The sequence below is a fragment of the Embleya sp. NPDC059213 genome (assembly GCF_042754445.1).
In the GTDB taxonomy this organism is placed as follows: domain Bacteria; phylum Actinomycetota; class Actinomycetes; order Streptomycetales; family Streptomycetaceae; genus Embleya.
The window spans coordinates 19548-41209 of the sequence record NZ_JBHZAV010000058.1 but is presented as its reverse complement, the minus strand read 5'-3'; the positions used below and the strand labels follow the sequence as shown (position 1 = coordinate 41209).

The following is a 21662-nucleotide window of genomic DNA, read 5'->3' as shown; positions in this document are numbered from 1 at the left end:
AGGCCATCGATCACCACACACGAGCGGGAGGCACGATGGCTCGACGCGGCACCACCGGCGGACCCACCATCACCGTGCGCCGGGTATACGAGCCGGTCGATCCGGACGACGGTCTGCGTGTCCTGATCGACCGGCTGTGGCCGCGCGGGATCGCCAAGGCGGACGCGCGGTTGGACGAGTGGCCCAAGGAGTTGACCCCCTCCACCGAGCTGCGCCGGGCCTGGCACACAGGCGGCCTGGCCGAGGAGGTGTTCCGCGCCCGCTACCGCGACGAACTCGACAGCGCGCCGGCGCACGCGGCCCGCGCCGCGCTGCTCACCCGGGCGGGCGACGGCCGCCTCACCCTGCTCACCGCCGTCCGCGACCCGGACCACAGCCACGCCCCGGTCCTGGTCGAATACCTGGGCGAGGGCTCGTAGCCCGTGTCCCCGACCACGCCGCAACTGCGCCCCACCCGTGGGGAGTCGCAGGCCCGCCCCGATCCGCCGAGCGCGCCGCGCGACCCTAACCGTGCGCGTGTTCGGCCGCCGGCAACATCGTCCGCGGATCCTGGCCGGCGAACCACATCCCGATCACGATCGCCGCCGTCGCCTCCAGGTAACCCGCCCGGTCCAGCCCGCCGACCGACAGCGGCACCGCGCCCACCGCCGCGACCAACGTGTGCGCCACGGCCAGCGCGGCCGGGTCGTCCCCGCACAACGGCACCGCGACCCCCCGCCGATGCGGCCCCGCCCACAACTCGGCCGCGCCCAGGTGGAACGCCTTGACCACATGCGCCCCCGGCGCCGCGTCCGCGAGCGTGCGGGCCGCCGACGGCCCGCCGTCGGTGGTCAACATCAGCCCGTCCGGCCCGGGCACGATCGGGTTCGAGCAGTCCAACAGCGCCTTCCCGACCAGCAGACCGGCCACCGGCACGACCACCTCGGCGGTCGCCGCGTGCCCGACCGCGGCCAACACCGCGTCGCCGTGCTCGGCCGCCTCGGCGAAACCGCCCGCCCGCGCCCCGATCCGCTTCGCCAACTCCTCCGCGCGCGGCGCCGAACGTGCCCCGATCAGCACGTCGTGCCCGGCCTCGACCCACTTCGCGCCCAACGCGCCCGCCATGTTGCCCGCACCCAGAATTCCGATTCGCACAGCCGCTGCTCCGCTCGTTTGGCCGGGCCGTCTCCGATTCCTCGAAGCTAGGCGGCCCGATCCGCACCATTCGGTGTCCATCGACCGGGCCACAATGGGCCGATGACCACGCACGAGGGCGAGTACGTCGCCGACTGCCGCGCCCGGATGGGCTTCGACCTGCTCACCAATCGCTGGAACAGCGTGGTGGTCTTCGCCCTGGCCGACGGCCCGATGCGGCCCGGCGCCCTGGCCGCGCGGATCGGCGGAATCAGCGCCAAGGTGCTCAACGAGACGTTGCGCAGGCTGGAGTACCACGGCCTGGTGTGCCGCCGGGCCTACGCCGAGGCTCCACCGCGCGTCGACTACGCGCTGACCGACCTGGGCGAGAGCCTCCTGGTCCCGTTCCACGCACTCGGCGCCTGGTCGCTCGAACACGGCCACCGCGTCCTGGCCGCCCAGGACGCGGCGGACACCGCGGCGGACACCGGCTGAGCCGGCGGGCGATCACCGGCCCAATCGGGCCGCCGGCGCCGTGGTGACCAGCGCCGTCGCGGCGATCGCCCAGGCCGTCAGTTCGCCGGCGTGGTGGAAGTCGGCACCCACGGACAGGTAGAGCGTGCCGAAGGCGGCCACCCCGAGCACCTGCCCGAGCTGGATCATCGTCACCATCAGCCCCGACGCGTCCGCCGCCCTGGGCAACGGGACCCGGCCCAGCGCGAGCATCATCACCGGGCTGTACGCGACGCCCAGCCCGAAGCTGCTCACGATCATCGTGGCGAGCAGGATCGCCAACGGTTGCCCGCTGCCGAACGCCCACCCGGTGGCCGCGAACCCGAGCGCGCCGATCGGCATCCCGATCGTCGGCAACCACCGATGCCACGCCGCGGGCAACCGCTGCCAGCGCAGCGACACCGTCGCGAACACGGCCGAGGACGGGATGAAGGTCAGCCCCGCCTCCAACGCGCTGTAGCCCAGACCGCTCTGCACGTACAGCGCGGTGATGAACATCAGCCCGCCGAACGCCGTCATCACCAACAACAGCGTGACCGCCCCCGCCACCACGCCCGGCATCCGCAGCAGTTCGACCGGGATCAGCGGCGCCGACACACGTCGTTCGACGAGCGCGAACAGCACGAACAACACCGCGCAGGCCCCCAGGCCGACCCAGCCCCAGGTCGGCCAGTGCAATTCGTGCCCCATCACCAACGGCACGACCAGCGCGAGCAACGCGGGGGCGAGCAGCGCCAGGCCCGGGACGTCCAGACCGCGCGCCGCGGGGGTCCCACCGGCCGGCAACACCCGGCGGGCGAGCAGGTACAGCACGATCCCGACCGGGATGTTGATCAGGAACACCGGCCGCCAGGACAGCCCGAACAGGTCGGCGCTGACCAGGAGTCCGCCCAATACCTGGCCGGCGACCATGCCGCCCGCGATGGTCGCCGCGTACCGACCCATCGCCCGGGCCCGGTCGGCGCCGGTGTAGGTGGCCTGGATCAGGTTGAGCACCTGGGGCACCATCAGCGCGGCGCCGCCGCCCTGGACCGCGCGGGCCGCGATCAGCGAGGTTTCGTCCCAGGCCAGGCCGCACAGCAGCGATGCGGCGGTGAAGACGATCAGGCCGACACCGAACACCCGCCGGAAGCCGTGCCGGCCGCCGAGCCGCGAGCCGGTGACGATGAGCATCGCGTAGACGATGGTGTAGCCGGAGATGACCAGTTGCAGTCCCGCACCGCTGGTGTCCAGGTCGGTACGGATCGTGGGGCCGGCGACGTTGACGACGGAGGTGTCCAACAACGCCATGAACTGAGCGGTCAGCAATGCGGTCAGCAGCAGCGGATGGGCGCGTCGCGCCGTGTCCGGCGCCGCGGTCGTGGTGGTCATGCCAGGAGCGTGCGGGCCGCGCGATCCTGTTGCCGAGAGTCTGTCGATCCTGGTACCCGGAGCACCTGGCAGCGGATCGGAACAGAGGCGAGGATGGCCGGATGGGTACCAACACCGCGAGCCGACGCACCGAACTGGGCGCGTTCCTGCGCAGCCGGCGCGAACGCCGGACCCCGGAGGACGTCGGCCTGCCGCCGGGCCTGCGCCGGCGTACCCCCGGGTTGCGTCGCGAGGAGGTCGCGATGCTCGCCGGCGTGGGGGTGACCTGGTACACGTGGTTGGAGCAGGGTCGCCCGATCAACGCGAGCGTGCAGGTGCTGGACGCGGTCGCGCGCACGCTGGGGCTCGACCCGGCCGAGCGCACCCACCTGTACCGACTCGCGCAGGTGCCCTGGGAGATCGAGACGCAGTCGGGCACGACGTTGCCGGTGGAGATCCAGCAGATCCTGGACGGCCTGGTCCCGAATCCGGCCGCCGTGTACAACGCCCGGTACGACGTGCTGGCCTGGAACGAGGCGTACCACAAGATGTTTCCCGGCCTGGTCGAGCAGGCGCCGGACGAACGCAACGTGATCTGGGCCACGTTCATGTCGCCCGACCCGTGCAATCCGTTCCTCGACCGGGATTTCGAGGAGCCGCGCATGGTCGCCGAGTTGCAGGCCGCGTTCGCCCGGCACGTGGGCGAGCCGGAGTGGGAGTCGTTCGTGCGACGCCTGGCGAGTTGCAGCCCGAAGTTCGCCCGGCTGTGGGCCCGTCGCGAGGTCGGCTCGGGCAATCGGCACGTCAAGCGGATCGTGCACAACGTGCTGGGCCGGATGGAATTCGCGGGCACCCGACTGCTGTTGAGCGTGCCGGAGACCCGGATGCTGGTGTACACGCCGGCCGACGACGTCACGCGCGGGCGCCTGGCCGAGCTGATGGCGATGACCACCACGCACTGGTGTTGCGCCGCGTGCCGGCGGAAGTCCCGCTGGACCCAACCCACTTCGGCCCTCGGCGTGCCGCCGGATCGACCCGACGAACCCGCCTGCGCGCTCCCGCCCGCCCGGCTGTCCGGGTGACCGCGACCGTCCCGACCGGCGCGACCTCCGATCGCGGCGGCGGCATCGAGGTACCCGTGTTCGCCGACCCGGCCCAGCGGCGGCGCTGGTGGGCCGCCCGGCGTCGGGCGCTGGAGCACGCGCTGCGGTTGGCCGCGGAGGGGCCCTCGGGCAGTGCGCTGGTGTTGCGCGGCAGCATGCCGCTGACCGTGTGGCTGGGGGCGGCGGCGCGGGAGCCGGGCGACCTGGACTGGGTGGTGGCCCGTTCCCCGGTGCGCCCTGTCGGACTGCTCGACCCGCACCCGTACGTCGCGCACCGCGCGGCGGTCCAGGAGTGGCCCGAGGTGTTCGCCGGCGCGGGTGCGGCCGAGTTGTGGTGCGACGAGGAGTTCGACACCGGAGGCATCCGGGCCTGCCCACCGCCCGAGGGGACCGCGTGGGTGCGGGTGGAGAGCTGGGGCGACGACGAGGACGACGGGCCGTCCGACGACGGCGAGGAGGGGGACGACGCGGGCGAGTCGCCGCATCACGAACTCGTCGAGGCCCTGCGCGAGTGCCCCGACGCGGGTGCCGGCGTGGTCCTGGACGGCGGTTGGGCGCACGCGGAAGGGGGCGGGTACCAAGGCGGCGAGGGTGGCGTGCGGCTGATCGTCCCCTGGCGTGCGCACGGGCTGCCCGAAGGCACGATCCGGGTCGACTACGCCTTCGACGAGCCGATGCCGGAGCCGGCCCGGTGGATGGCGATCCCACGCACGGGCGGCGGGCCGCCGGTGGTGGTGCCGGCGGCGAGCCGGGCGTTGTCCCTGGCCTGGAAGCTGCGCTGGTTGCGCCGGGACGCGGCGCGAGGCGGTGTCTTCGCCAAGGACCTGTACGACGCGGTCCTGCTCGCCGAATCCCCGCATCTGCGGCTGCCCCCGGGGCTGCTGGACCGGGTGGTGGGCGGCGCGCCGATCACCGCACCCGAGATCGGCGCCTGGCCGGTGCCCGACTGGGAGCGGTTCCGCGCGGAGCACCCGGCGGCCCGGGACGGCGCGGCGACCTGGTCGGCCGGACTCGCCCGCGCCCTGGCGTCGCTCGCGGACCGGCCCGGCTCGCCGCGGGTGTCGCGGGGGGCTCAGATCTCGTAGGCCACGGTCACCGGCGCGTGGTCGGACCAGCGCTCCGCGTAGGTGTCGGCGCGTTCGACCACGGCGGTGACGGCCGCGTTCGCCAGCTTCGGGGTCGCCACGTGGTAGTCGATCCGCCAGCCCGCGTCGGTGTCGAACGCCTTGCCGCGGTAGGACCACCACGAGTAGGGGCCGGGGCCGTCGGGGTGGATCCGGCGGACCACGTCGTGCCAGTCGGCCGCGCCGAACAACTCGTCGAGCCAGGCCCGCTCCTGGGGCAGGAAGCCGGACTTCTTGACGTTGCCCCTCCAGTTCTTGATGTCGTGCTCGGTATGCGCGATGTTCCAGTCCCCGCACACCAGCGACTCGCGCCCGCCGATCGCCGCCGTCGCGCGCATCACCTTGAGGTGCGCGACCAGGTCGGCCATGAACCGGTTCTTCTCGTCCTGCTTGGGCGTCTCCGCCTCCCCGGTGGGCAGGTAGAGGCTGGCCACGGTCACCTTGGGCAGGTCCACCTCGATCCACCGGCCGGCCGCGTCGAACTCGGCCGAGCCGAATCCGATCCGCACCGCGCTCGGCTCGACCCTGCTGTACACGGCCACGCCGGCCCGACCCTTGGCCGTCGCCGGGGCGTAGTAGGCGTGCCAGCCCTCGGGGTCGCGTACCTCGTCGGTGAGCTGCTCGGGCGTGGCCCGTACCTCTTGCAGGCACACCACGTCGGCCTCGGTCGCGTTCAGCCATGCGGTGAAGCCCTTGCCGGCGGCGGCGCGCAGGCCGTTCACGTTGGCGGTGGAGACGGTGATCATCGGTGCAGATTAGCCCGTTTCGGGGCGGCGCGAAGCCGGGGGGTGAGCCGGCGAGGGTCGGCCGGCCCGCGATCGGCGGCGCCGCCCTCGGACCTCAGCCGAGCAGCGCGGCGTGCAGCGCCGACCAGGCCGCGTCGGGGCACCGTGTGGCCACCCGGTCCGCCTCGACCCACTCGGCCGCGTCGCACTCGGACCCGGCGTCGGGCCGGGTCGGCGCGCCCGGCCCCGGCAGCCGCACCGTGTAGAACGCCTGGAACGCCCGGGTCGGATAGCGGTAGCCGGCCGGCGGCGTGCCCAGCAGGGTGATCCGCTGGCCACCGAACAGGGTGAGCCGCTCGGCGGCCACCCGCAGCCCCGCCTCCTCCGCCAACTCGCGCGCCGCCGCCCGGGCCGGCGTCTCCCCCGGCTCCAGGTGTCCGCCCGGCACCTCCCAGCCGCGTCCGGGCCGGTCCACCCGGGTCAGCAGGGTGCGCCCGAGGCCGTCCAGCGCGAGCACGAAGGCGGTGGTGACGGTGTGGCCCTCGGGCAGGTCGGCACAGCGCAGTACGTCCAGCCGGTGCGCGGTGGGGATCCAGGGCACGGTCAGCGATGCGAGCAGGGTTGACGCCATGCCGCCATCCTGGCAGCGGTTGCCGAAGCAGGCTCGATCGGTCCGTCCCCGCACCGCAGACCGGGTCCTGTGGCACGGTGGGCGAATGACAAGGCTCGCCAAGGGGGCGAACACCCCGCTGTCGACGCCGACGTTGCACGCCACCCTGGGTTGGCGACCGGGTCCCGGCGTGCCGGACGTGGATGTGTCCGCACTGCTGGTGAACGGCGACCGTCGGGCGGGCGGCGACGCGGATCCGGTCTTCCACAACCAGCCGAACCACCCCTCGGGCGCGGTGACCCACCGGGGCGGACCACCCGGGTACGTGGTCGCCATCGACCTCACCGCGCGCCGGCCGATCTCGACGCGGTGATCCTGGCGGCCTCGACCGACGCCGGCACCTTCGGCCGAGTCCCGGGTCTGCGGCTGGAGTTGGTCGACACGAACACGGGAGCACCGTGGCCGTGTTCAACATCGACGACGCCGGGCCCGACCGCCCGACCGCCCGACCGGCGAAGCTCACCCACACTGCGGCCGGGCCGCCGCCGGAGTCGCAAAGCGGTGCGTCAGGGGGCACAGGGGGGTGCCTCGGGGAATGCCTTAGGCCGCCTTACCCCGCCTTAGGTCGCCTTAGGGCTCCTCGGCGCGGCTTAGGTATCGGGTGGTGGTCGGGGGTGGGCATAGATGCGGCATCCGCCTCATGCCCGGCCCCCCACTGGCACGCGAAGCTGTTACCACGAGCCGGGGAGACCGGGTCGAAGTAACAGAAGGTGGACACAGTGATCGAGTACGAGCTTTACAAGAGCCGTCAGCAGGAGCTTCTCGCCGGTGCCGACCGCGACCGTCTGGTCATGGCGGCGCTGCGCACCCGGCGGGCCGCCGCCAAGGCCCGGCGCGCCGAGCGCGCGACCCACGAGGCGGTGGTGCAGAGCGCCGCCGCGATCGAATCGGTACGCATGCGTCGGAACCTGCAGCTGCTCACCCGGTGACCGCGGCGGTGACCCCCGACACGCGGTCCGGACCGACCGGACGATGTCGACGGCCGAACGCAACACCGAAACCCCCCGGCGACCCCGAGTGGACCTCAGTCCCTCGGGGTCGCTGCACGTCCGGGCCCGGTGCCCGACCCCGGTCCACCGCGGCACCGCGCCGCCGCGCGCACCGCCCGGGCGGCTACCTTGGCGGCGTTCGCCGAAGCAATCGATGGAGAGGCTCTGCCGATGAGCGTCGCGTTGTTCACACTCGGGGGCACGATCGCGATGGCCGGGGCGGTCGGCGCCGACGCCGGAACGGTGGTCGCCCGGCTGACCGGCGCGCAGTTGACCGCCGCCGTACCGGGCCTCGCCGAGTCGGGCATCACGCTCGACGTGCAGGACGTACGGGCCGTGTCCAGCGGGAACCTGACCTTCACCCAGGTCCTCGACGTGGTCGCCGCCGCGTCGCGCGCGGTCGCCGCGGGAGCGACCGGTGTCGTGGTGGCCCAGGGCACCGACACACTGGAGGAGACCGCCTACCTCGTCGACCTGGTCTGGCCGCATCCGGAGCCGTTCGTGCTCACCGGAGCGATGCGCAACCCGACGCTGGCCGGGCCCGACGGCCCCGCGAACCTGCTCGCCGCCGCCCGGGTCGCGGCGGCCGAATCGGCCCGTGGGCTGGGCGCGTCGGTGGTGTTCGCGGACGAGATCCACGCGGCGCGCCGGGTGCGCAAGACGCACAGTACGAGTACCGCCACCTTCCGCTCGCCGGACACCGGACCGCTGGGGGTCGTCGTCGAGGGCCGGGTACGGATCCTGGCCACCCCGCCGCCGCACCGGCCGCTGCCGATCCCGGAGCCGGCCGCGCTCGCCTCGGCCCGGGTGGCGCTGTATACGGTCGCCCTCGACGACGACGGCGCGCTGCTCGCCGACTACCCGACCGACCAACGGGGCCTGGTGGTCGCCGGATTCGGCGTCGGCCACGTGCCGGCGGCCCTCGCGCCGGTGCTCGGCGAACTGGCCGCGCGCATCCCGGTCGTGCTGACCTCGCGCACCGGCGCCGGTTCCGTGCTGCGGCACACCTACGGCGGGGCCGGCTCGGAAACCGACCTGCAACGCCGCGGTCTGCTCGACGCCGGCCTGCTCGACCCCTACAAGGCCCGGGTGTTGCTACGCCTGCTGATCGCCTCGGGCGCCGACCGAGGCGCCCTCGTCGCGGCCTTCGCCGAGCACGGGTGAACCCGAGGCCGGCGCCCGGCGCCGCCCGGTCGCCCGATTCCCGCGCCGGCACCGCCGGTCGATCGCTCGTAGCGCGCTCGCGCCGGGCCGGTTCCGGCGGGCCGCGGCGGGCGGCGGCGGGCGCCCCCGCGTCGCCGCAGGATCGAGCCGAGGGCGGTCACCCGTCCGCGCGCGAGAGAAACCGGCGCACGTCCCCCGCGAGCGCGGCCAGTTGCTCGCCCGTCTCCACCACCAGCGTCACCGAGGCGGCCCAACCGCAGCCGCCCAGCCGTCTCGGTCGCAGCTCCCAGGTCAGTTCGACCCGCCCGCCGGAGCGGAAGGCCGCCGTGACGGTGAGATCACGATCGTCGGTGTGCCAGCGGCGTTCGCCGTCCCAGCCGCCGAAGTCCCGGGCGAGATCGGTCAGAAAGCCGTCTATCTCCCTCGTCTCGCCGACCCAGCCGACCACCCGATCGAGCTGCGCGGCCATTTCGGGCGCGTGGATCTCGACGGTGTAGTGCACCAGCCGCGAGGCCGTGTAGCGCACGGCGACCTCGTCGTCGGGGTTGACCGCGTCGCGGAGGCGGATCCGGATGGCCGGATTGTCGTTGCACCGGATGATCACGTCGTTCGGGTCGGTCGATCCGGTCGGCTCGTTCGATTCGTTCGCCGCGTCGAAGTGAGGATGCATCCGCCGAACCGTAGGGCAGAGGGCCCGTCGACGTCATTCCGGTTCCCGGTACCGGCCCCACCGGCCCACCGGTCCGCGAAGGGGCCGCCCCACCACCGACACGACGAACCCCCGGGTGGGCGCGCGACTCCCGCGCCCACCCGGGGGTTTCGGGTCAGCCCCGGACGCGCTCGACGCGCCCCTCGTCCCACACCGGGCCGTCCGTCTCGCGCACCCGACCGTCCTGGCCGAAGACCAGGAAGCGGTCGAAGGAGGACGCGAACCACCGGTCGTGGGTGACCGCCAGCACGGTGCCGTCGAAGGCTTCCAGGGCCTCCTGGAGCGCCTCGGCCGAGACCAGGTCGAGGTTGTCGGTCGGCTCGTCGAGCAACAGCAGGTTGGCGCCGGAGAGTTCGAGCAACAGCACCTGGAATCGGGCCTGTTGGCCGCCGGAGAGGGTGTCGAAGGGCTGCTCGGCGCCGTAGGCCAGTTCGTACCGGTCGAGCACCTTCGCGGCGCCTTCGCGGCCCAGCCCGCTGCGGTGTTCGTCGCCCCGACCGAGGATGTCGACCAGCGTCTTGCCGACGAACTCGGGATGATCGTGCGTCTGCGCGAACCAACCGGGCCGTACCCGTGCCCCGAGCCGGGCCCGACCGGTGTGCGCCACCGGTGCGATCACCGTCTCGCCGACCGGTTCGTGCTCGACCTCGGGATCGGTGCCGCCGGCCGCGAGCAGCCGCAGGAAGTGCGACTTGCCCGAGCCGTTCGAGCCGAGCACCGCGACCCGGTCGCCGTACCAGACCTCGGTGTCGAACGGCCGCATCAGACCGGTAAGTTCCAGCGCCTCGGCGATCACCGCGCGCTTTCCGGTGCGCGAGCCGCGCAGCCGCATCTTGACGTCCTGCTCACGCGGGATGTTCTGCGGCGGCCCGGCCTCCTCGAACTTGCGCAGTCGGGTCCGGGCGGCCTGCAGCCGGGAGGCCAGACCGTCGTTGTACGCCGCCTTGGTCTTGTACATCAGGACCAGCGCCTTGAGCTTGGCGTGCTCCTCGTCCCAGCGCCGGCCCAACTCCTCGAAGCGCTCGAACCGGGCCCGCCGGGCCTCGTGATAGGTGCCGAACGAACCACCGTGGATCCAGACGGTGTTGCCCGCCGCGCCGAGTTCGATGGTGACGATCCGGTCGGCGGCCTGGGCGAGCAGTTCGCGGTCGTGCGAGACCAGCAGCACCGACTTCTGGGACTCGCGCAGGGACTGTTCGAGCCAACGCTTGCCCGGGACGTCGAGATAGTTGTCCGGTTCGTCGAGGATCAACACCTGGTCCGGGCCGCGCAACAGCGCCTCCAGGGCGAGCCGCTTCTGCTCGCCGCCGGAGAGCGTGCGCACCTCGCGCCACTTGGCGCCGTCGTAGGTGGTGCCCAGCGCCGCCTGACAACACTGGTCCCAGGCCGGCTCGATGTCGTAGCCGCCCGCGTCACCGAACTCGGCGAGCGCCGTGGCGTAGCGCATCTGGTGCTTCTCGTCGTCGTTCTCCATCAGCGCCAGCTCGGCGTCGTCGACCGCGCGCATCGCGTCCCGAATCCGCGGCGGGGCGAGCGAGACGAGCAGATCACGCACCGTGGAGGCGTCCCGGATCCGGCCGACGAACTGCGGCATGATGCCGAGTCCACCCGTTCGGGCGACCGCGCCGGTGTCGGGTTTCAGCTCCCCCGTGATGATCCGGAGCAGCGTGGTCTTGCCGGCGCCGTTCGCCCCGATGAGCGCCACGGTGGTGCCGTCACCGACCCGAAAGGAGACCTCGTCCAACAGAACACGCCCGTCGGGAAGGGTGAAGCCGACGGTGTTGACATCGATGTAGCCCATGGCCTGCGCGCGTCCTTCGTCCTGCGGTCGGGGGATCCGAGGTGGTCCTCGACGGGTCGTTCCGAGGATGACAACCCTTCCTACCCGTTCCACGCCGACCGGGCCAACGCATTTCGGGCTCCCCCGCACGGTAGCGCGCCTCGGGCACGTCACGGAACGCACCGGCGCGAGCGGCGCCGGCCTGCGGGCCGCTCGAACCGCCGACCCGACCACCTTTCGCATAGTGCAACTATTGATTCGCGCATCGCAACCTGGAACGGTGACGGCTCATCAGTTTTCGGGTATTCCAAGGAGTCGCGGTGGCACACACGGAACCGCAGCAGATCGCCCGGCAGGTCGCCCTAGGCGAGCGCCGTCCGCTCGAGTTCGGGGTCTTCCTGGCCCCCTTCCATCAAGCGGGGCGCAACCCGACCCTGATGCTGGAACAGGACCTGGCCCTGGTCGAGCACCTGGACCGGCTCGGTTACGCCGAGGCGTGGATCGGCGAGCACCATTCCGGTGGCTGGGAGATCGTCGCTTCGCCCGAGTTGTTCATCGCGAGCGCCGCGGCCCGTACCCGGCACATCCGCTTCGGCACCGGCGTCGTCTCGCTGCCCTACCACCACCCGCTGCACGTCGCGGATCGGCTGGTCCTGCTCGACCACCTCACCCGCGGCCGGGTCATGCTCGGCGTGGGGCCCGGCCAACTCGCTTCCGACGCGCACATGTTGGGCATCGACACCGCACGTCAGCGGGCGATGATGGAGGAATCGCTGGAGGCGATCGTCGCGCTGCTGGCCGGTCGCGAACCGGTGACCCGGGAGAGCGACTGGTTCACGCTGCGCGATGCCCGGTTGCAGTTGCGGCCGTACACCCACCCGTCGCTGGAGCTCGCCGTCGCCGCGACCTTCTCGCCGGCCGGTCCGCGTACCGCCGGGCGGTTCGGCGCGGGCATGCTCTCGATCGCGGCGAGCCAGGAGGGCGGCTTCGACGCGCTGGGCACGCACTGGGGCATCGCGAACGAGGTCGCCGGTCGGCACGGGCAGACCATGGACCGGTCCAAGTGGCGGCTGATGGGCATGATGCACATCGCCGAGACCGAGGAGCAGGCCCGCCGCGAGGTGGCGTACGGCCTGGAGGGCATCCAGAACTACCAGGCCAAGGTGCTGCCGATCCCGCTGGACACGTCCACTCCGCTGGCGGACCGCATCGACCACGGCAACGCGACCGGCTCGTTCATCTGTGGCACGCCGGAGATGGCGATCCGTCAGATCGAGCGGTTGTGGCAGAAGTCCGGCGGTTTCGGCACCTACCTGTTCATGGGCGCCGACTTCGCCGACCCGGAGGCGACGAAGCGTTCCTACGAACTGATCGCGCGCGAGGTGATCCCGTACTTCACCGGTGCCGCGCACGGCCCGCTCGCGTCCCAGGACTGGCAGGTGGGCCTGTCCCAGACCTGGCGCGACCAGACCGCGCACGCTGTCGGCGGGGCCGTGAAGGACTACGAGAACACGAAGGGAAGCACGGCGTGAGCACGCGGATCGAGGGCGGCGCCGGCCCGGGACGCGTCGCGGGCAAGGTCGCCCTGGTGACCGGGGCGGCGGCGGGCATCGGGCGGGCCGTGGCACACCGCCTGGCGGCCGAGGGCGCGTACGTGCTGGCGGGCGACATCGACGCGGCCGGACTCACGACGCTCGCCGACGAGTTGGGCCCGGAGCGGTGCGCCACCCGGTTGTGCGACGTGACCGTCGAGGACGACGTGGCTGCGCTGGTCCAAGCCGCCGTGGACGAGTTCGGCGGCCTGGACATCGCGGTGGCCAACGCGGGCGGCGGCACGGCGGCCGAACTGGCCGACCACGAGTACGCCGCCTGGCGTCGCGTCGTCGACCTGTGCCTCAACGGCGCGTTCCTGACCGTCAAGCACGCGGGCCGGGTGATGCGCGCCCAGGACGGCCGAGCCGGTTCGATCGTCAACCTGGCCTCGCTCAACGCGGTCCAGCCCGGCCGAGGCATGGGCGCGTACTGCGCGGCCAAGGCCGGCGTGGTCGCCCTGACCGAGGTGGCCGCCCTCGAACTGGGGCCGTCGGGCATCCGGGTGAACGCGGTGGCCCCGGGCCTGATTCGCACCCGGGCCACCGCCGGCATGTGGCATGTCCCGGGCGTGGTCGACGAATACGTCGAGAACGCCCCGCTGGGCCGGTTCGCGGAACCCGAGGAGGTGGCGGCCGTGGTCCTGTTCCTGGCCTCCGACGAGGCCTCGTTCGTCTCCGGCAGCGTCTACGGCGTCGACGGCGGCGCCCGCACCCGACGGTATCCGGACCTGATCGGCGCGCTGGAGCGGTTGTCGGACCGGGGGTGACCACGGCGCCGGAGCGATCCGCTGGCGCCGCGATCGTCCGCCCGGCGACCGAACGGTTGTCGGGCGGACGATCATGGGGCGATCCGGTCGGTTGCGAGCAGAGCGCCGGATCGGTGATCAAGCGGCTGATCAGCGACGAAATAGGGCGGGAAGGCTCCCCTTCCGGTTACTGACGCAGCGTCATATTTCTGTTCGGTAATGGCGCTATCGCCTTCGAATGGACGTCTCCGCGATCGGTTGGAAGCCGGGTCCGGCCGGGTTCGACCTCTTCGTTCGGAGGCGGTTTTCCGGCCTCGCAGCGGGGAAACCAGAGGGCACCGAACGGGAGGGGAGGGGACCTGACACCCCCACTGCGCGACGGCGCACCCCCACCCCGCGGGTATCAAGGCGCCGACGGTCGGGCCCACTCCCCCGTGCCCGACCGTCGGCCGCCGCGAACACCGCGCCGCAGCCGGGCGATCCCCGGCCGCCGACCCGATCCCCGCCCGCTCAGCGCACGTCGATGCCGCGCAGATGCCGCGTGTCGTTGTAGCGGATCGCCCGCAGCCGCCCGTCGCGCGCACGCCAGCGGGAGATCGAGGCGTTGCCCACCGGATCGGTCCGGACCAGGCGGTCGACGTCCGTCTCGGTGAGGCCCTCCAGGATGTAACGCAGCATCAGCACGGTCGCGTCGTGCCCGACGATCAGCACGTGCGCGCCCGGCGCCTCGTGCCGCAGGTCGGTGAGCAGTGTGCGCAACCGCAGCGCGACGTCGGCGAGGGATTCGCCGCCGGGTGGGCGGTAATACAGGTCGCCGACCCGACGCCGACGCTCGGCCTCGTCCGGGTGCAGCCGCTCGATCGCGGCGGCCGTCCGCAGCTCCAGGACGCCCATCTCGCGGTCGCGCAGCCGTTCGTCGCGACGAGGTCGCGGCAACAACAGTCCCGCCCGGGCCGCCTCGCGGGCGATGATGCGCATCGTCGAGCGGGCCCGGCGGTACGGCGAGACCAACACCACGTCCGGCGTCTCGGCCCGGAGCGCCAGCCGTCGCCCGACCGCGGCGGCCTGATCCTCGCCTCGGGCGCTGAGCGCGATGTCGGCGTCCCGACCCACCGTCGCCGGATCGAACTCGCCCACTCCGTCGCCCACTTCGGCCACCCCGTCGACCGGGGTGCGGTCGGGGCCGGCTTCGGCGGCGGCAGCGGCGGCGAAGGCCGCGTTGGCCATGCTCTCGCCGTGGCGTACGGCGACGATCTCGGCGGGCCCGAAGGGCGCGGTGTCCGACGTGCCGACCACGGTGCCCCCAAGCCTCGTTCCCTGTCATGGTTCTCACCCCGCCGGCCGCACCGAAACGCCCGCGGGCGGACCGACGGCGATCGCCGGCCCGAGCCGACCACGCCCTCGCCTCCACCCCGGTCTCCGCGCCACACCCGACGCACGCCCCCACGAGGTCCGCCGTCCGACGAGCGAGCACACGCCAACCACCTCGTGGGTTGTTCGGTCGGGACACGGCCGGACTTGGGTGATCTTCCATCCGCGTATCCGGATAATCTGACCGCATGATCGAACCTCGCGTCGCCCTCGCCACCTGCGCCGAGCTGCCGGACCTCGACCCGGACGAGCGCCTGCTCTTCGCCCCGCTGGCCGCGCACGGCATCCACGCCGAGGCCGTGGTGTGGAACGACCCGACGGTGGACTGGGCCGCCTACGACCTGGTGGTGCTGCGCTCGGTATGGGACTACCCGACGCGCCGCAAGGAGTTCATCGAGTGGGCCGCGGGCGTGCCGCGGCTGGCCAACCCGGCGTCGATCGTGGCCTGGAACACCGACAAGACCTACCTGCGCGACCTGACCAGGGCCGGCCTGCCCGTCGTGGAGACGATGTGGCTGGAGCCCGACTCGACCGTGACGCTGCCCACCTCCGGCCTGCATGTGGTCAAGCCCGCGATCAGCGCCGGATCCCGCGACACCGAGCGATACGACCTGGCCGCACCCGAGCAGCGCGCGCTCGCCGCCGGACACGCCACCAGCCTGCTCGCGGGCGGTCGGACCGTGATGGTCCAGCCGTACCTGGAGGCCGTCGACACCGTCGGCGAGACCGCACTCGTCTACTTCGACGGCGTCTTCAGCCACGCCGTCCGCAAGGGCCCGATGCTCGACGGCACCGCCGAAATGGTCGACGGCCTGTTCCGCAGCGAGCGGATCGAGGCACGCGAACCCTCCGCCGCGGAGTTCGCGGTCGCCGCCCGGGTGCTGACCGAGATTCCGGTCGGCCCGCTGCTGTACGCCCGCGTGGACCTGATCCCGGCCGCCGACGGCACGCCCACCCTGCTGGAACTGGAACTGACCGAGCCGTCCCTGTTCCTCGGCCACGCCGACGGCGCCGCCGGCCGCTTCGCGGACGCGATCGTGACCGCGCTGCACCCGTAGCCGAAAGCCCACCCGCCGCCGGGCCCGACCACCCGGCCGGGTCCGGTGCGCCGGGCCGGGAAACGACCCGGCCGGACGGCGGTACGCGAGCTGTGCGGCCGTCCCGACCGGGGCACCATGGATCCATGAAGCGCGACATTTCCCTCGAATGGGCCGGCGACCCGGCGACCGAGGAACGGCCGGCCACGGAGGTGTACGCCTCCGTGGACACCGGGGCCGGCGTCGCATCCGACCCGGACCCCTCCGGCACCCGTCTCGGGACCGTCACCGCGCGCCGCGCCGGCCGATCGCTCGGCCGGCTGAGCATCCACGGCGACGGCGAGGCCGCGGTCACCACACAGGGCGAACGTGCGGATCGGCTCGCACGCCGACTGGTCCGGGAGTCCCGTACCGGGGAGGTCCCCGCGACCGCCGAGGAACGGGACGCGTTCGTGCGGATGTACCGGCGGGCCGCCGAGCAGGCCCGTGCCGTCGGGGCCCGGGTACTGCATTGGAGCGGCACCGAGACCGGCCCGGAGGGCGAGGCGGCCCGGGCGCTCGCGGCTCGCACCACCGGCGAGATCGCCCGGATCTGGACGGTCGACCCGAACGGGTGGTGGCCGCCGGGCGGCCTGCCCGCCGTGCGGGTACGCGCGCTGCCCCCGCCCCGGGTGGGCCTGATCGGCGAGGGCGCCGAACTCACCGTCGCCGTCGAAGGCGACCGGGCGTACCTCGACGCGGGCGAGGCGATCACCGCTCCGGGCGTCGCGGCCGACATCCTCGCGGCCCTGGTCGCGGAACTGGTGGAGTCGATCCGCCGGAACCACCCGAACGTGCGCGAACTCGCCGTGTTCGAATTCGACGGCGACACCGAGGGCACCGTCCGCCAGGCCCTGCCCCTGGCCGGCCTGCGCATCGAACACCGGGTCTGGGACTTCGAACTCGCCCTCGACTGATCGCCGCCGCCGCGTCAGGTCCGGCGGTAGGTCGCGACGGACATGCCGCCGGCGAGCACCGTGCCACCCGTCCGGGTGAACGCGGTGACCTCGAATCCACCGGACACCATCGGGATTCCGGTGCCGATCAGGATCGGGTAGGTCTTGATCACGAGTTCGTCGATCTCGCCCATCAGGGTCCCCGCCAGGCGCCCGCCGCCCGCCAGCCAGATGCCCTTGCCGGTCGGCTCGGCCTTCAGCTCGCGGACCTTGGCGACCGGGTCGTCGGCCACCAGGGTCACCGCCGGGTCGGGGCTCTCGGTGATGCTGCCGGTGACGACATACGTACGCAGGTGGCCGTACGGGTTCGGGAATCCCGCGTGCAGACCCGGTTCGTAGGTGGCCCGGCCCATCACCACCGTGTCGAAGTGCCGGAACTCGGTGTCCGGCCCGACTCCCACGTGCGGGGCGATATGCGCCGGAAGCGTCTCCGGGTATTCGGCGACCAGGTGCGCGACGACGTCCTCGCCCACCGGGAAGAAGTCGAAACCGCCGTCCTCGGCGGCGATGAAGCCGTCGAGGGTGGTGCCGACGAGGTACGTGAGCTTTCGCATCCGGGCTCTTTTCCATGGGTGACGTCCAGCAATGACTACAGTTATAGTACTTCACATGTAGTGGTTGCAATCCCTTTCTCGCGTCGTGCCGCCGGCTCCCTCACCAGGGCCGCGCCCCGGGCTCCGGCAACGGCCGCAAACCCGGCCAGGCGGTGACCATCCGCCCGCGCAACCGCCTTGCCAGCAGGCCCAGTTCCCGCAGCGGCTCGGATGCCGTGTCGGCGACCACGCCGAGCCGGTGCACGAGTCGCTCGCGCGCCGAGACCGAACCCCACGTGAAGTCGGCGACCGGTACGCGGGCCAGTTGATCGGTGCGATCCCGATGCGCCCGTTCGACCAGCGCGCCGCCGCGGATCAGCCAGCCTGCGCACGCGTCGGCGATCCCCGCCCCCGGATCCGCCGCCTGCCCGGTCAGCGCCCGCCGGGTCGACGCGTACACCGCCTCGACCTCGGCCAACAGTGTGGCCGGCACCGCCATCGCACACCAGCAGGTCGGGAAGCCGATCCGGAGATAGGCGAGTTCGACCAGACCGTCGCCGAGGGCGGCCTGTTCGAAGTCGACGAAGCGCACCCCGTCGACGGTCCGCAGGTCGTTGCCCGGACACGGATCGCCGTGCAACAGGGCGTACCGACCGGCCGGATCCAGCCGGGTGAGCAACGCGGCCAACTCGCCGGGCACACCCGGCGGGATCGCCACACCCAGGGTCGTGGCCAGGGCCAGGAACGACTCGGCGTCGGCGCCGGTCGGTGGTCGCCACGCGGGCAACGCGCCGGCATCCGCCGGTCCGGTCAGCGCGTGCAGCCGGGCCAACGCCTCGGCGTAGCCGGGCAGCCAGTCGTCCGTGCGCCCCAGGTCGTCCAGGTATTCCAGGACCATGACGCACCCGTCGGGATCGGCGCCCAAGACCCGGGGGCCGACCGGGCCGCGGGCGGCCAGCCGCAGACCCGCGACCTCGCGGGCGAACCGCTCCGGCGCGCCGTACCGGTGGTCGCCCCCGTCGGTGATCTGCTTGACGATCGCCCGCTCACCGCCCAGCTCCACCCGCCACACCCGCGAACGGGGGCTGCTGTCCAGGAGTTTCGCCTTCTTCGGCGGGCCCAGCGCGGCCCGCAACGTATCGCCCATCGGCACCCGAAACCTCATGGAACGAACACCCTAGCCGGCCCCGCCCGGGCCACCGCGCACCACGCGCCCGCGCATCGACGGCGGCCACACCCGGGTCGGGGCCCGCCGCCCGGGCCGGCAGACTCACCGGGTGGAGATCAACGGCGCCCCCGCCCACCCCGACGACCTCGCCGCACTGGCCCTGTCGAACATCGGGCATTTCACCTCGATGCGCGTCGCGGACGGCCGGGTGCGCGGGCTCGACCTGCACCTGGCCCGCCTGGTCCGGGACTGCCGGGTCGTGTTCGACGCCGAACTCGACCCGGACCGTGTGCTGACCCTCGCCCGCCGGGTCACCGACGACCGGCACGACACCTTCGTCCTGCGGGTGACCGTGTTCGATCCGGCGATCGGCCTGGCCGATCCGACCGCACCGGCCACGCCGCACATCCTGATCACCACCCGGCCGGCCGGACCGTCGGCGCTGCCGCCGCTGCGGGTGTCGCCCTCGGTGTTCCGGCGCGACCTGCCACAGGTCAAGCACGTGGGCCTGTTCGGCCAGTTGCAGCAGCGCCGGCGCGCGATGCTCGCGGGCTACGACGACGCGCTGTTCGTCGAGCCGGACGGCCGGATCGCCGAGGGCGGCACCTGGAACATCGGCTTCGTGGTCGGCGACCGCCTGGTGCGTCCCGACGCGCCGTGCCTGCGCGGCGTCACCGCCGACCTGCTCCAGCCCGACACCCGGCCTCGACCCGCCCGGTCCGGATCGACGAACTCGCGTCGATCCAGGCCGCGTTCGCCACCAACACGGCAATCGGCGTACGCCCGATCGGCGCCATCGGCGAGCACGAGCTGCGCACCGACCACCCGCTCCTGGCCACCCTCGCCGACACCTACCGCGCGCTCCCCGGCGACCCGTTGCGCCCGGGTCAGGGGTAGTCGAAGAACCGGATCCACCACGTCGGCCCGTCCTCGACCGTGTAGTGGTCCGCCAGCCGACTCGCCCCGTCGTACGTCGTCCGCAGCAGATCCTCCGGCACGACCCGATAGCCCAGGTCGTCGAGCGCCGCCTCGACCCGCTCCAGATCGGCCGGCGCCACGTACGCGGGCGCCGCGCCGACCGGGTCCTCGTCCGGCGTATCGACGCTCGTGACGACCAGATCGCCGAAGTTGCTGACCACCAGGGTGACTCGTCCGGTTCCCGCCAACGCCGCCGCCGGCACCACGATCGCCCCGTGTCGGCTCGCCGCCCGCGCCGTGCCCTCGACCGCACACCGACACCCGAAGTCCGCGTCCAACCGCTCGACCAGCCGATCGAAGCGCTCGGCGGTGGCCGCCGCGTCGTAGTCCGCTGGGGCCGCCAGATGCTCCGGGTCGTCCAGGGCGCGCAGCAGCGCCCACGCCTGGTCTTCGTCGAGCAACGTCATGGGTCAACCGATCCGTGCGGTCCGCGGCGCCTGCGCATACCCGAGAGCGGGCACGAGCACACAACGACATGTCCGCTTCCCCACGACCGTCGATCGTCCGGCGGGACACCCGCATCATGCCGGCCACCGGCCCGCCCGCGCCGGTGCGATGATCTTGCCGTCCCGACAATCGCCCGCCGCCGGCGACGGTCGGCATCGCCCCGACTCGGGGCGGGCCGAGTCCGTGAGTCACGCTGTGCGTCGACGCGTCCCTTCCACATCTGGTGGTGAACCCGGCATGACCGCCTTGGACCCGGCGATATCCGAGTCGTCCGACCCCGAGCGGGTCGACCGATCGGCGCTTCAACGGCGGACCGTGCGCACCCTGATCGCCGCGCAGGTGGTCGGCGGCGTGGGGATGGGGTCGGCGCTGACCGTCGGCGGGCTGCTCGCCGAGGACCTGTCCGGATCCAAGAGTTGGTCGGGTCTGGCGACCACCGCGATCACCCTGGGCGCGGCACTGTTCGCGATCCCGATGTCGCGCGCGGCGACCCGGTACGGGCGTCGGGTCGCGCTCACCACCGGCTGGGCACTCGCCACGCTCGCGGCCGGCGGGGTGATCCTGTCGGCCGTGCTGGAGTGGTTCCCGCTGCTGATCGCCGCGCTGCTCGTGTTCGGCGCGGGCACCGCCGCCAACCTCCAGTCCCGCTTCGCCGCGACCGACCTCGCCGACGACGCCGGCCGGGCCAAGGCCCTGTCGATCGTGGTGTGGTCGACCACCATCGGCGCGGTCCTGGGCCCCAACCTGAACGAGCCGGGCGCCGTGGTCGGGCGTGCCCTCGGCCTGCCCGAGTTGGCCGGGCCGTTCCTGTTCTCGATCGTGTCCTTCGCCGGCGCGGGCGCCATCCTGTGGGTCGCGCTGCGCCCGGATCCGCTGCTGATCGCCCGGGCCGACCTCGGCGACCGGCAGCAGCCGCGCGGCGACCTGCGCAGCGCGCTCGCGGTGATCCGCCGGGCGCCGCAGGCCATGCTCGGTCTGGCCACGGTGGCGTTCGGCCACGTGGTGATGGTGTCGGTGATGGCGATGACGCCGGTGCACATGAAGGACCACGGCACCGCGTTGACCCTGGTCGGGCTGACCATCAGCCTGCATATCGCCGGCATGTACGCCCTGTCGCCGGTGGTCGGCTGGGCCGCCGACCGGTTCGGTCGCATCCCGGTGATCCTGAGCGGCCAGTTCGTGCTGCTGCTCGCCGTGTTCGTGGCCGGCACCTCGGGCCACTCCACGTGGCGCACCATGGTCGGCCTGATCCTGCTCGGCTTCGGCTGGTCGTGTTGCCTGGTCGCCGGCTCGGCGCTGCTCGGCGAATCGGTGCCGGCGGACGCGCGAACGGGCGTGCAGGGCGTGTCGGACCTGCTGATGAACCTGGCCGGCGCGGCGGGCGGCGCCGTCTCCGGGTCGGTGCTGGGCCTGGCCGGCTACGGCGGTCTCAACCTGGTGGCCGGCTTCCTGACCGTCCCGGTCCTGTGCGTCGCGGCCGGCTTCGCACTGGGCCGATCCCGGCGCCCGGCGGGCTGACCGCCCGAGCCGCCGGCGCGCCGCCTCGGATGGCCCG

At 73.0% G+C, this 21662-nt stretch carries 23 protein-coding genes and 1 pseudogene; 14 read left to right on the top strand and 10 right to left on the bottom strand.

The features are described from left to right. Nucleotides 1-35 precede the first annotated feature (35 nt). Nucleotides 36-419, top strand: coding sequence for a DUF488 family protein (locus ACFXMF_RS22235; RefSeq protein ID WP_360311693.1), 384 nt, complete (start codon nucleotides 36-38; stop codon nucleotides 417-419). Nucleotides 420-504: 85 nt separating this feature from the next. Here the strand turns inward: ACFXMF_RS22235 and ACFXMF_RS22230 are convergent, their stop codons facing one another. Next, entirely contained in the window at nucleotides 505-1134 is a 630-nt protein-coding gene (locus ACFXMF_RS22230) for an NADPH-dependent F420 reductase (RefSeq protein ID WP_379991100.1), read from the bottom strand. Nucleotides 1135-1236: 102 nt separating this feature from the next. Between ACFXMF_RS22230 and ACFXMF_RS22225 the strand changes: the two genes are divergently transcribed. Beyond that, the gene (locus tag ACFXMF_RS22225) at nucleotides 1237-1608 is read left to right on the top strand and encodes a winged helix-turn-helix transcriptional regulator (protein ID WP_379991099.1); all 372 of its coding nucleotides are present in this window, start codon (nucleotides 1237-1239) and stop codon (nucleotides 1606-1608) included. 12 nt (nucleotides 1609-1620) lie between these two features. Here ACFXMF_RS22225 and ACFXMF_RS22220 read toward each other — a convergent pair whose 3' ends face one another. After that, nucleotides 1621-2997, bottom strand: a complete 1377-nt coding sequence (locus tag ACFXMF_RS22220; protein WP_379991097.1) for an MFS transporter — start codon at nucleotides 2995-2997, stop codon at nucleotides 1621-1623. A gap of 101 nt (nucleotides 2998-3098) precedes the next feature. On the opposite strand from ACFXMF_RS22220, the gene ACFXMF_RS22215 reads away from it, so the two are divergent. Both ACFXMF_RS22215 and ACFXMF_RS22210 read left to right on the top strand, forming a co-directional pair. Beyond that, nucleotides 3099-4058 (top strand): helix-turn-helix transcriptional regulator, encoded by a 960-nt coding sequence (locus ACFXMF_RS22215; RefSeq protein WP_360311685.1) that lies wholly within the window; start codon nucleotides 3099-3101, stop codon nucleotides 4056-4058. Then, complete coding sequence (locus tag ACFXMF_RS22210; RefSeq protein ID WP_360311683.1) at nucleotides 4055-5164, top strand: nucleotidyl transferase AbiEii/AbiGii toxin family protein; 1110 nt, start codon at nucleotides 4055-4057, stop codon at nucleotides 5162-5164. The genes ACFXMF_RS22215 and ACFXMF_RS22210 overlap by 4 nt, the downstream gene beginning before the upstream one ends. Here ACFXMF_RS22210 and ACFXMF_RS22205 read toward each other — a convergent pair. Both ACFXMF_RS22205 and ACFXMF_RS22200 read right to left on the bottom strand, forming a co-directional pair. After that, entirely contained in the window at nucleotides 5152-5949 is a 798-nt protein-coding gene (locus ACFXMF_RS22205; RefSeq protein ID WP_360311681.1) for an exodeoxyribonuclease III, read from the bottom strand. The genes ACFXMF_RS22210 and ACFXMF_RS22205 overlap by 13 nt on opposite strands. A gap of 94 nt (nucleotides 5950-6043) precedes the next feature. Beyond that, a complete protein-coding gene (locus ACFXMF_RS22200; RefSeq protein WP_379991096.1) occupies nucleotides 6044-6559 on the bottom strand; it encodes an NUDIX hydrolase in 516 nt (171 codons plus the stop codon). Between the two features lie 85 nt (nucleotides 6560-6644). Here ACFXMF_RS22200 and ACFXMF_RS22195 point away from each other — a divergent pair, with 85 nt between their 5' ends. From ACFXMF_RS22195 to ACFXMF_RS22185, 3 genes are all read left to right on the top strand, one after another. Beyond that, nucleotides 6645-6911: a TerD family protein gene (locus ACFXMF_RS22195; protein WP_379991095.1), complete on the top strand. Its 267-nt coding sequence runs from the start codon at nucleotides 6645-6647 to the stop codon at nucleotides 6909-6911. A gap of 406 nt (nucleotides 6912-7317) precedes the next feature. Next, the gene (locus ACFXMF_RS22190; RefSeq protein ID WP_360311675.1) at nucleotides 7318-7527 is read left to right on the top strand and encodes a hypothetical protein; all 210 of its coding nucleotides are present in this window, start codon (nucleotides 7318-7320) and stop codon (nucleotides 7525-7527) included. Between the two features lie 231 nt (nucleotides 7528-7758). Next, on the top strand, nucleotides 7759-8751 hold the full coding sequence (locus ACFXMF_RS22185; RefSeq protein ID WP_360311673.1) for an asparaginase: 993 nt from the start codon (nucleotides 7759-7761) through the stop codon (nucleotides 8749-8751). A gap of 157 nt (nucleotides 8752-8908) precedes the next feature. Here ACFXMF_RS22185 and ACFXMF_RS22180 read toward each other — a convergent pair whose 3' ends face one another. Beyond that, nucleotides 8909-9421 carry a DUF6228 family protein gene (locus ACFXMF_RS22180; protein WP_380020737.1) on the bottom strand — a complete coding sequence of 171 codons (513 nt, stop codon included), beginning with the start codon at nucleotides 9419-9421 and terminating at the stop codon, nucleotides 8909-8911. A 154-nt stretch (nucleotides 9422-9575) separates the two neighbouring features. Further along, complete coding sequence (locus tag ACFXMF_RS22175) at nucleotides 9576-11261, bottom strand: ABC-F family ATP-binding cassette domain-containing protein (RefSeq protein ID WP_379990299.1); 1686 nt, start codon at nucleotides 11259-11261, stop codon at nucleotides 9576-9578. A 299-nt stretch (nucleotides 11262-11560) separates the two neighbouring features. On the opposite strand from ACFXMF_RS22175, the gene ACFXMF_RS22170 reads away from it, so the two are divergent. Both ACFXMF_RS22170 and ACFXMF_RS22165 read left to right on the top strand, forming a co-directional pair. Then, nucleotides 11561-12772, top strand: a complete 1212-nt coding sequence (locus tag ACFXMF_RS22170) for an LLM class flavin-dependent oxidoreductase (protein WP_360311667.1) — start codon at nucleotides 11561-11563, stop codon at nucleotides 12770-12772. Further along, the gene (locus ACFXMF_RS22165; protein WP_360311665.1) at nucleotides 12769-13599 is read left to right on the top strand and encodes an SDR family NAD(P)-dependent oxidoreductase; all 831 of its coding nucleotides are present in this window, start codon (nucleotides 12769-12771) and stop codon (nucleotides 13597-13599) included. Before ACFXMF_RS22170 ends, ACFXMF_RS22165 begins: the two co-directional genes overlap by 4 nt. A 489-nt stretch (nucleotides 13600-14088) precedes the next feature. On the opposite strand, the gene ACFXMF_RS22160 is transcribed toward ACFXMF_RS22165, so the two are convergent. Next, nucleotides 14089-14874 (bottom strand): histidine phosphatase family protein, encoded by a 786-nt coding sequence (locus ACFXMF_RS22160; protein ID WP_360311663.1) that lies wholly within the window; start codon nucleotides 14872-14874, stop codon nucleotides 14089-14091. A gap of 263 nt (nucleotides 14875-15137) precedes the next feature. Between ACFXMF_RS22160 and ACFXMF_RS22155 the strand changes: the two genes are divergently transcribed. Together ACFXMF_RS22155 and ACFXMF_RS22150 are read left to right on the top strand one after the other, a co-directional pair. After that, nucleotides 15138-16007, top strand: coding sequence for a hypothetical protein (locus ACFXMF_RS22155; protein ID WP_360311661.1), 870 nt, complete (start codon nucleotides 15138-15140; stop codon nucleotides 16005-16007). Nucleotides 16008-16132: 125 nt separating this feature from the next. After that, complete coding sequence (locus tag ACFXMF_RS22150; RefSeq protein ID WP_379990300.1) at nucleotides 16133-16942, top strand: hypothetical protein; 810 nt, start codon at nucleotides 16133-16135, stop codon at nucleotides 16940-16942. A gap of 14 nt (nucleotides 16943-16956) precedes the next feature. Here ACFXMF_RS22150 and ACFXMF_RS22145 read toward each other — a convergent pair whose 3' ends face one another. Beyond that, on the bottom strand, nucleotides 16957-17535 hold the full coding sequence (locus tag ACFXMF_RS22145; RefSeq protein ID WP_379990301.1) for a dihydrofolate reductase family protein: 579 nt from the start codon (nucleotides 17533-17535) through the stop codon (nucleotides 16957-16959). A 100-nt stretch (nucleotides 17536-17635) separates the two neighbouring features. Next, the gene (locus tag ACFXMF_RS22140) at nucleotides 17636-18679 is read right to left on the bottom strand and encodes a phosphotransferase (RefSeq protein WP_379990302.1); all 1044 of its coding nucleotides are present in this window, start codon (nucleotides 18677-18679) and stop codon (nucleotides 17636-17638) included. Between the two features lie 112 nt (nucleotides 18680-18791). On the opposite strand from ACFXMF_RS22140, the pseudogene ACFXMF_RS22135 reads away from it, so the two are divergent. Beyond that, nucleotides 18792-19325: pseudogene (locus ACFXMF_RS22135) on the top strand (aminotransferase class IV); the annotation flags it as partial. A gap of 14 nt (nucleotides 19326-19339) precedes the next feature. Next, the gene (locus ACFXMF_RS22130) at nucleotides 19340-19579 is read left to right on the top strand and encodes a hypothetical protein (RefSeq protein ID WP_379990307.1); all 240 of its coding nucleotides are present in this window, start codon (nucleotides 19340-19342) and stop codon (nucleotides 19577-19579) included. On the opposite strand, the gene ACFXMF_RS22125 is transcribed toward ACFXMF_RS22130, so the two are convergent. Beyond that, nucleotides 19570-20067 carry a hypothetical protein gene (locus tag ACFXMF_RS22125; RefSeq protein ID WP_379990308.1) on the bottom strand — a complete coding sequence of 166 codons (498 nt, stop codon included), beginning with the start codon at nucleotides 20065-20067 and terminating at the stop codon, nucleotides 19570-19572. The genes ACFXMF_RS22130 and ACFXMF_RS22125 overlap by 10 nt on opposite strands. Before the next feature lie 277 nt (nucleotides 20068-20344). Here ACFXMF_RS22125 and ACFXMF_RS22120 point away from each other — a divergent pair, with 277 nt between their 5' ends. After that, a complete protein-coding gene (locus ACFXMF_RS22120; protein WP_379990303.1) occupies nucleotides 20345-21625 on the top strand; it encodes an MFS transporter in 1281 nt (426 codons plus the stop codon). Nucleotides 21626-21662: the final 37 nt, after the last annotated feature.

Bases quoted from the DNA above. Each gene is read 5' to 3' on its own strand.
- ACFXMF_RS22235 (WP_360311693.1), top strand. From the start codon at position 36: ATGGCTCGACGCGGCACCACCGGCGGACCCACCATCACCGTGCGCCGG.
- ACFXMF_RS22225 (WP_379991099.1), top strand. From the start codon at position 1,237: ATGACCACGCACGAGGGCGAGTACGTCGCCGACTGCCGCGCCCGGATG.
- ACFXMF_RS22220 (WP_379991097.1), bottom strand. From the start codon at position 2,997: ATGACCACCACGACCGCGGCGCCGGACACGGCGCGACGCGCCCATCCG.
- ACFXMF_RS22215 (WP_360311685.1), top strand. From the start codon at position 3,099: ATGGGTACCAACACCGCGAGCCGACGCACCGAACTGGGCGCGTTCCTG.
- ACFXMF_RS22205 (WP_360311681.1), bottom strand. From the start codon at position 5,949: ATGATCACCGTCTCCACCGCCAACGTGAACGGCCTGCGCGCCGCCGCC.
- ACFXMF_RS22200 (WP_379991096.1), bottom strand. From the start codon at position 6,559: ATGGCGTCAACCCTGCTCGCATCGCTGACCGTGCCCTGGATCCCCACC.
- ACFXMF_RS22195 (WP_379991095.1), top strand. From the start codon at position 6,645: ATGACAAGGCTCGCCAAGGGGGCGAACACCCCGCTGTCGACGCCGACG.
- ACFXMF_RS22185 (WP_360311673.1), top strand. From the start codon at position 7,759: ATGAGCGTCGCGTTGTTCACACTCGGGGGCACGATCGCGATGGCCGGG.
- ACFXMF_RS22180 (WP_380020737.1), bottom strand. From the start codon at position 9,421: ATGCATCCTCACTTCGACGCGGCGAACGAATCGAACGAGCCGACCGGA.
- ACFXMF_RS22175 (WP_379990299.1), bottom strand. From the start codon at position 11,261: ATGGGCTACATCGATGTCAACACCGTCGGCTTCACCCTTCCCGACGGG.
- ACFXMF_RS22155 (WP_360311661.1), top strand. From the start codon at position 15,138: ATGATCGAACCTCGCGTCGCCCTCGCCACCTGCGCCGAGCTGCCGGAC.
- ACFXMF_RS22150 (WP_379990300.1), top strand. From the start codon at position 16,133: ATGAAGCGCGACATTTCCCTCGAATGGGCCGGCGACCCGGCGACCGAG.
- ACFXMF_RS22145 (WP_379990301.1), bottom strand. From the start codon at position 17,535: ATGCGAAAGCTCACGTACCTCGTCGGCACCACCCTCGACGGCTTCATC.
- ACFXMF_RS22140 (WP_379990302.1), bottom strand. From the start codon at position 18,679: ATGAGGTTTCGGGTGCCGATGGGCGATACGTTGCGGGCCGCGCTGGGC.
- ACFXMF_RS22125 (WP_379990308.1), bottom strand. From the start codon at position 20,067: ATGACGTTGCTCGACGAAGACCAGGCGTGGGCGCTGCTGCGCGCCCTG.
- ACFXMF_RS22120 (WP_379990303.1), top strand. From the start codon at position 20,345: ATGACCGCCTTGGACCCGGCGATATCCGAGTCGTCCGACCCCGAGCGG.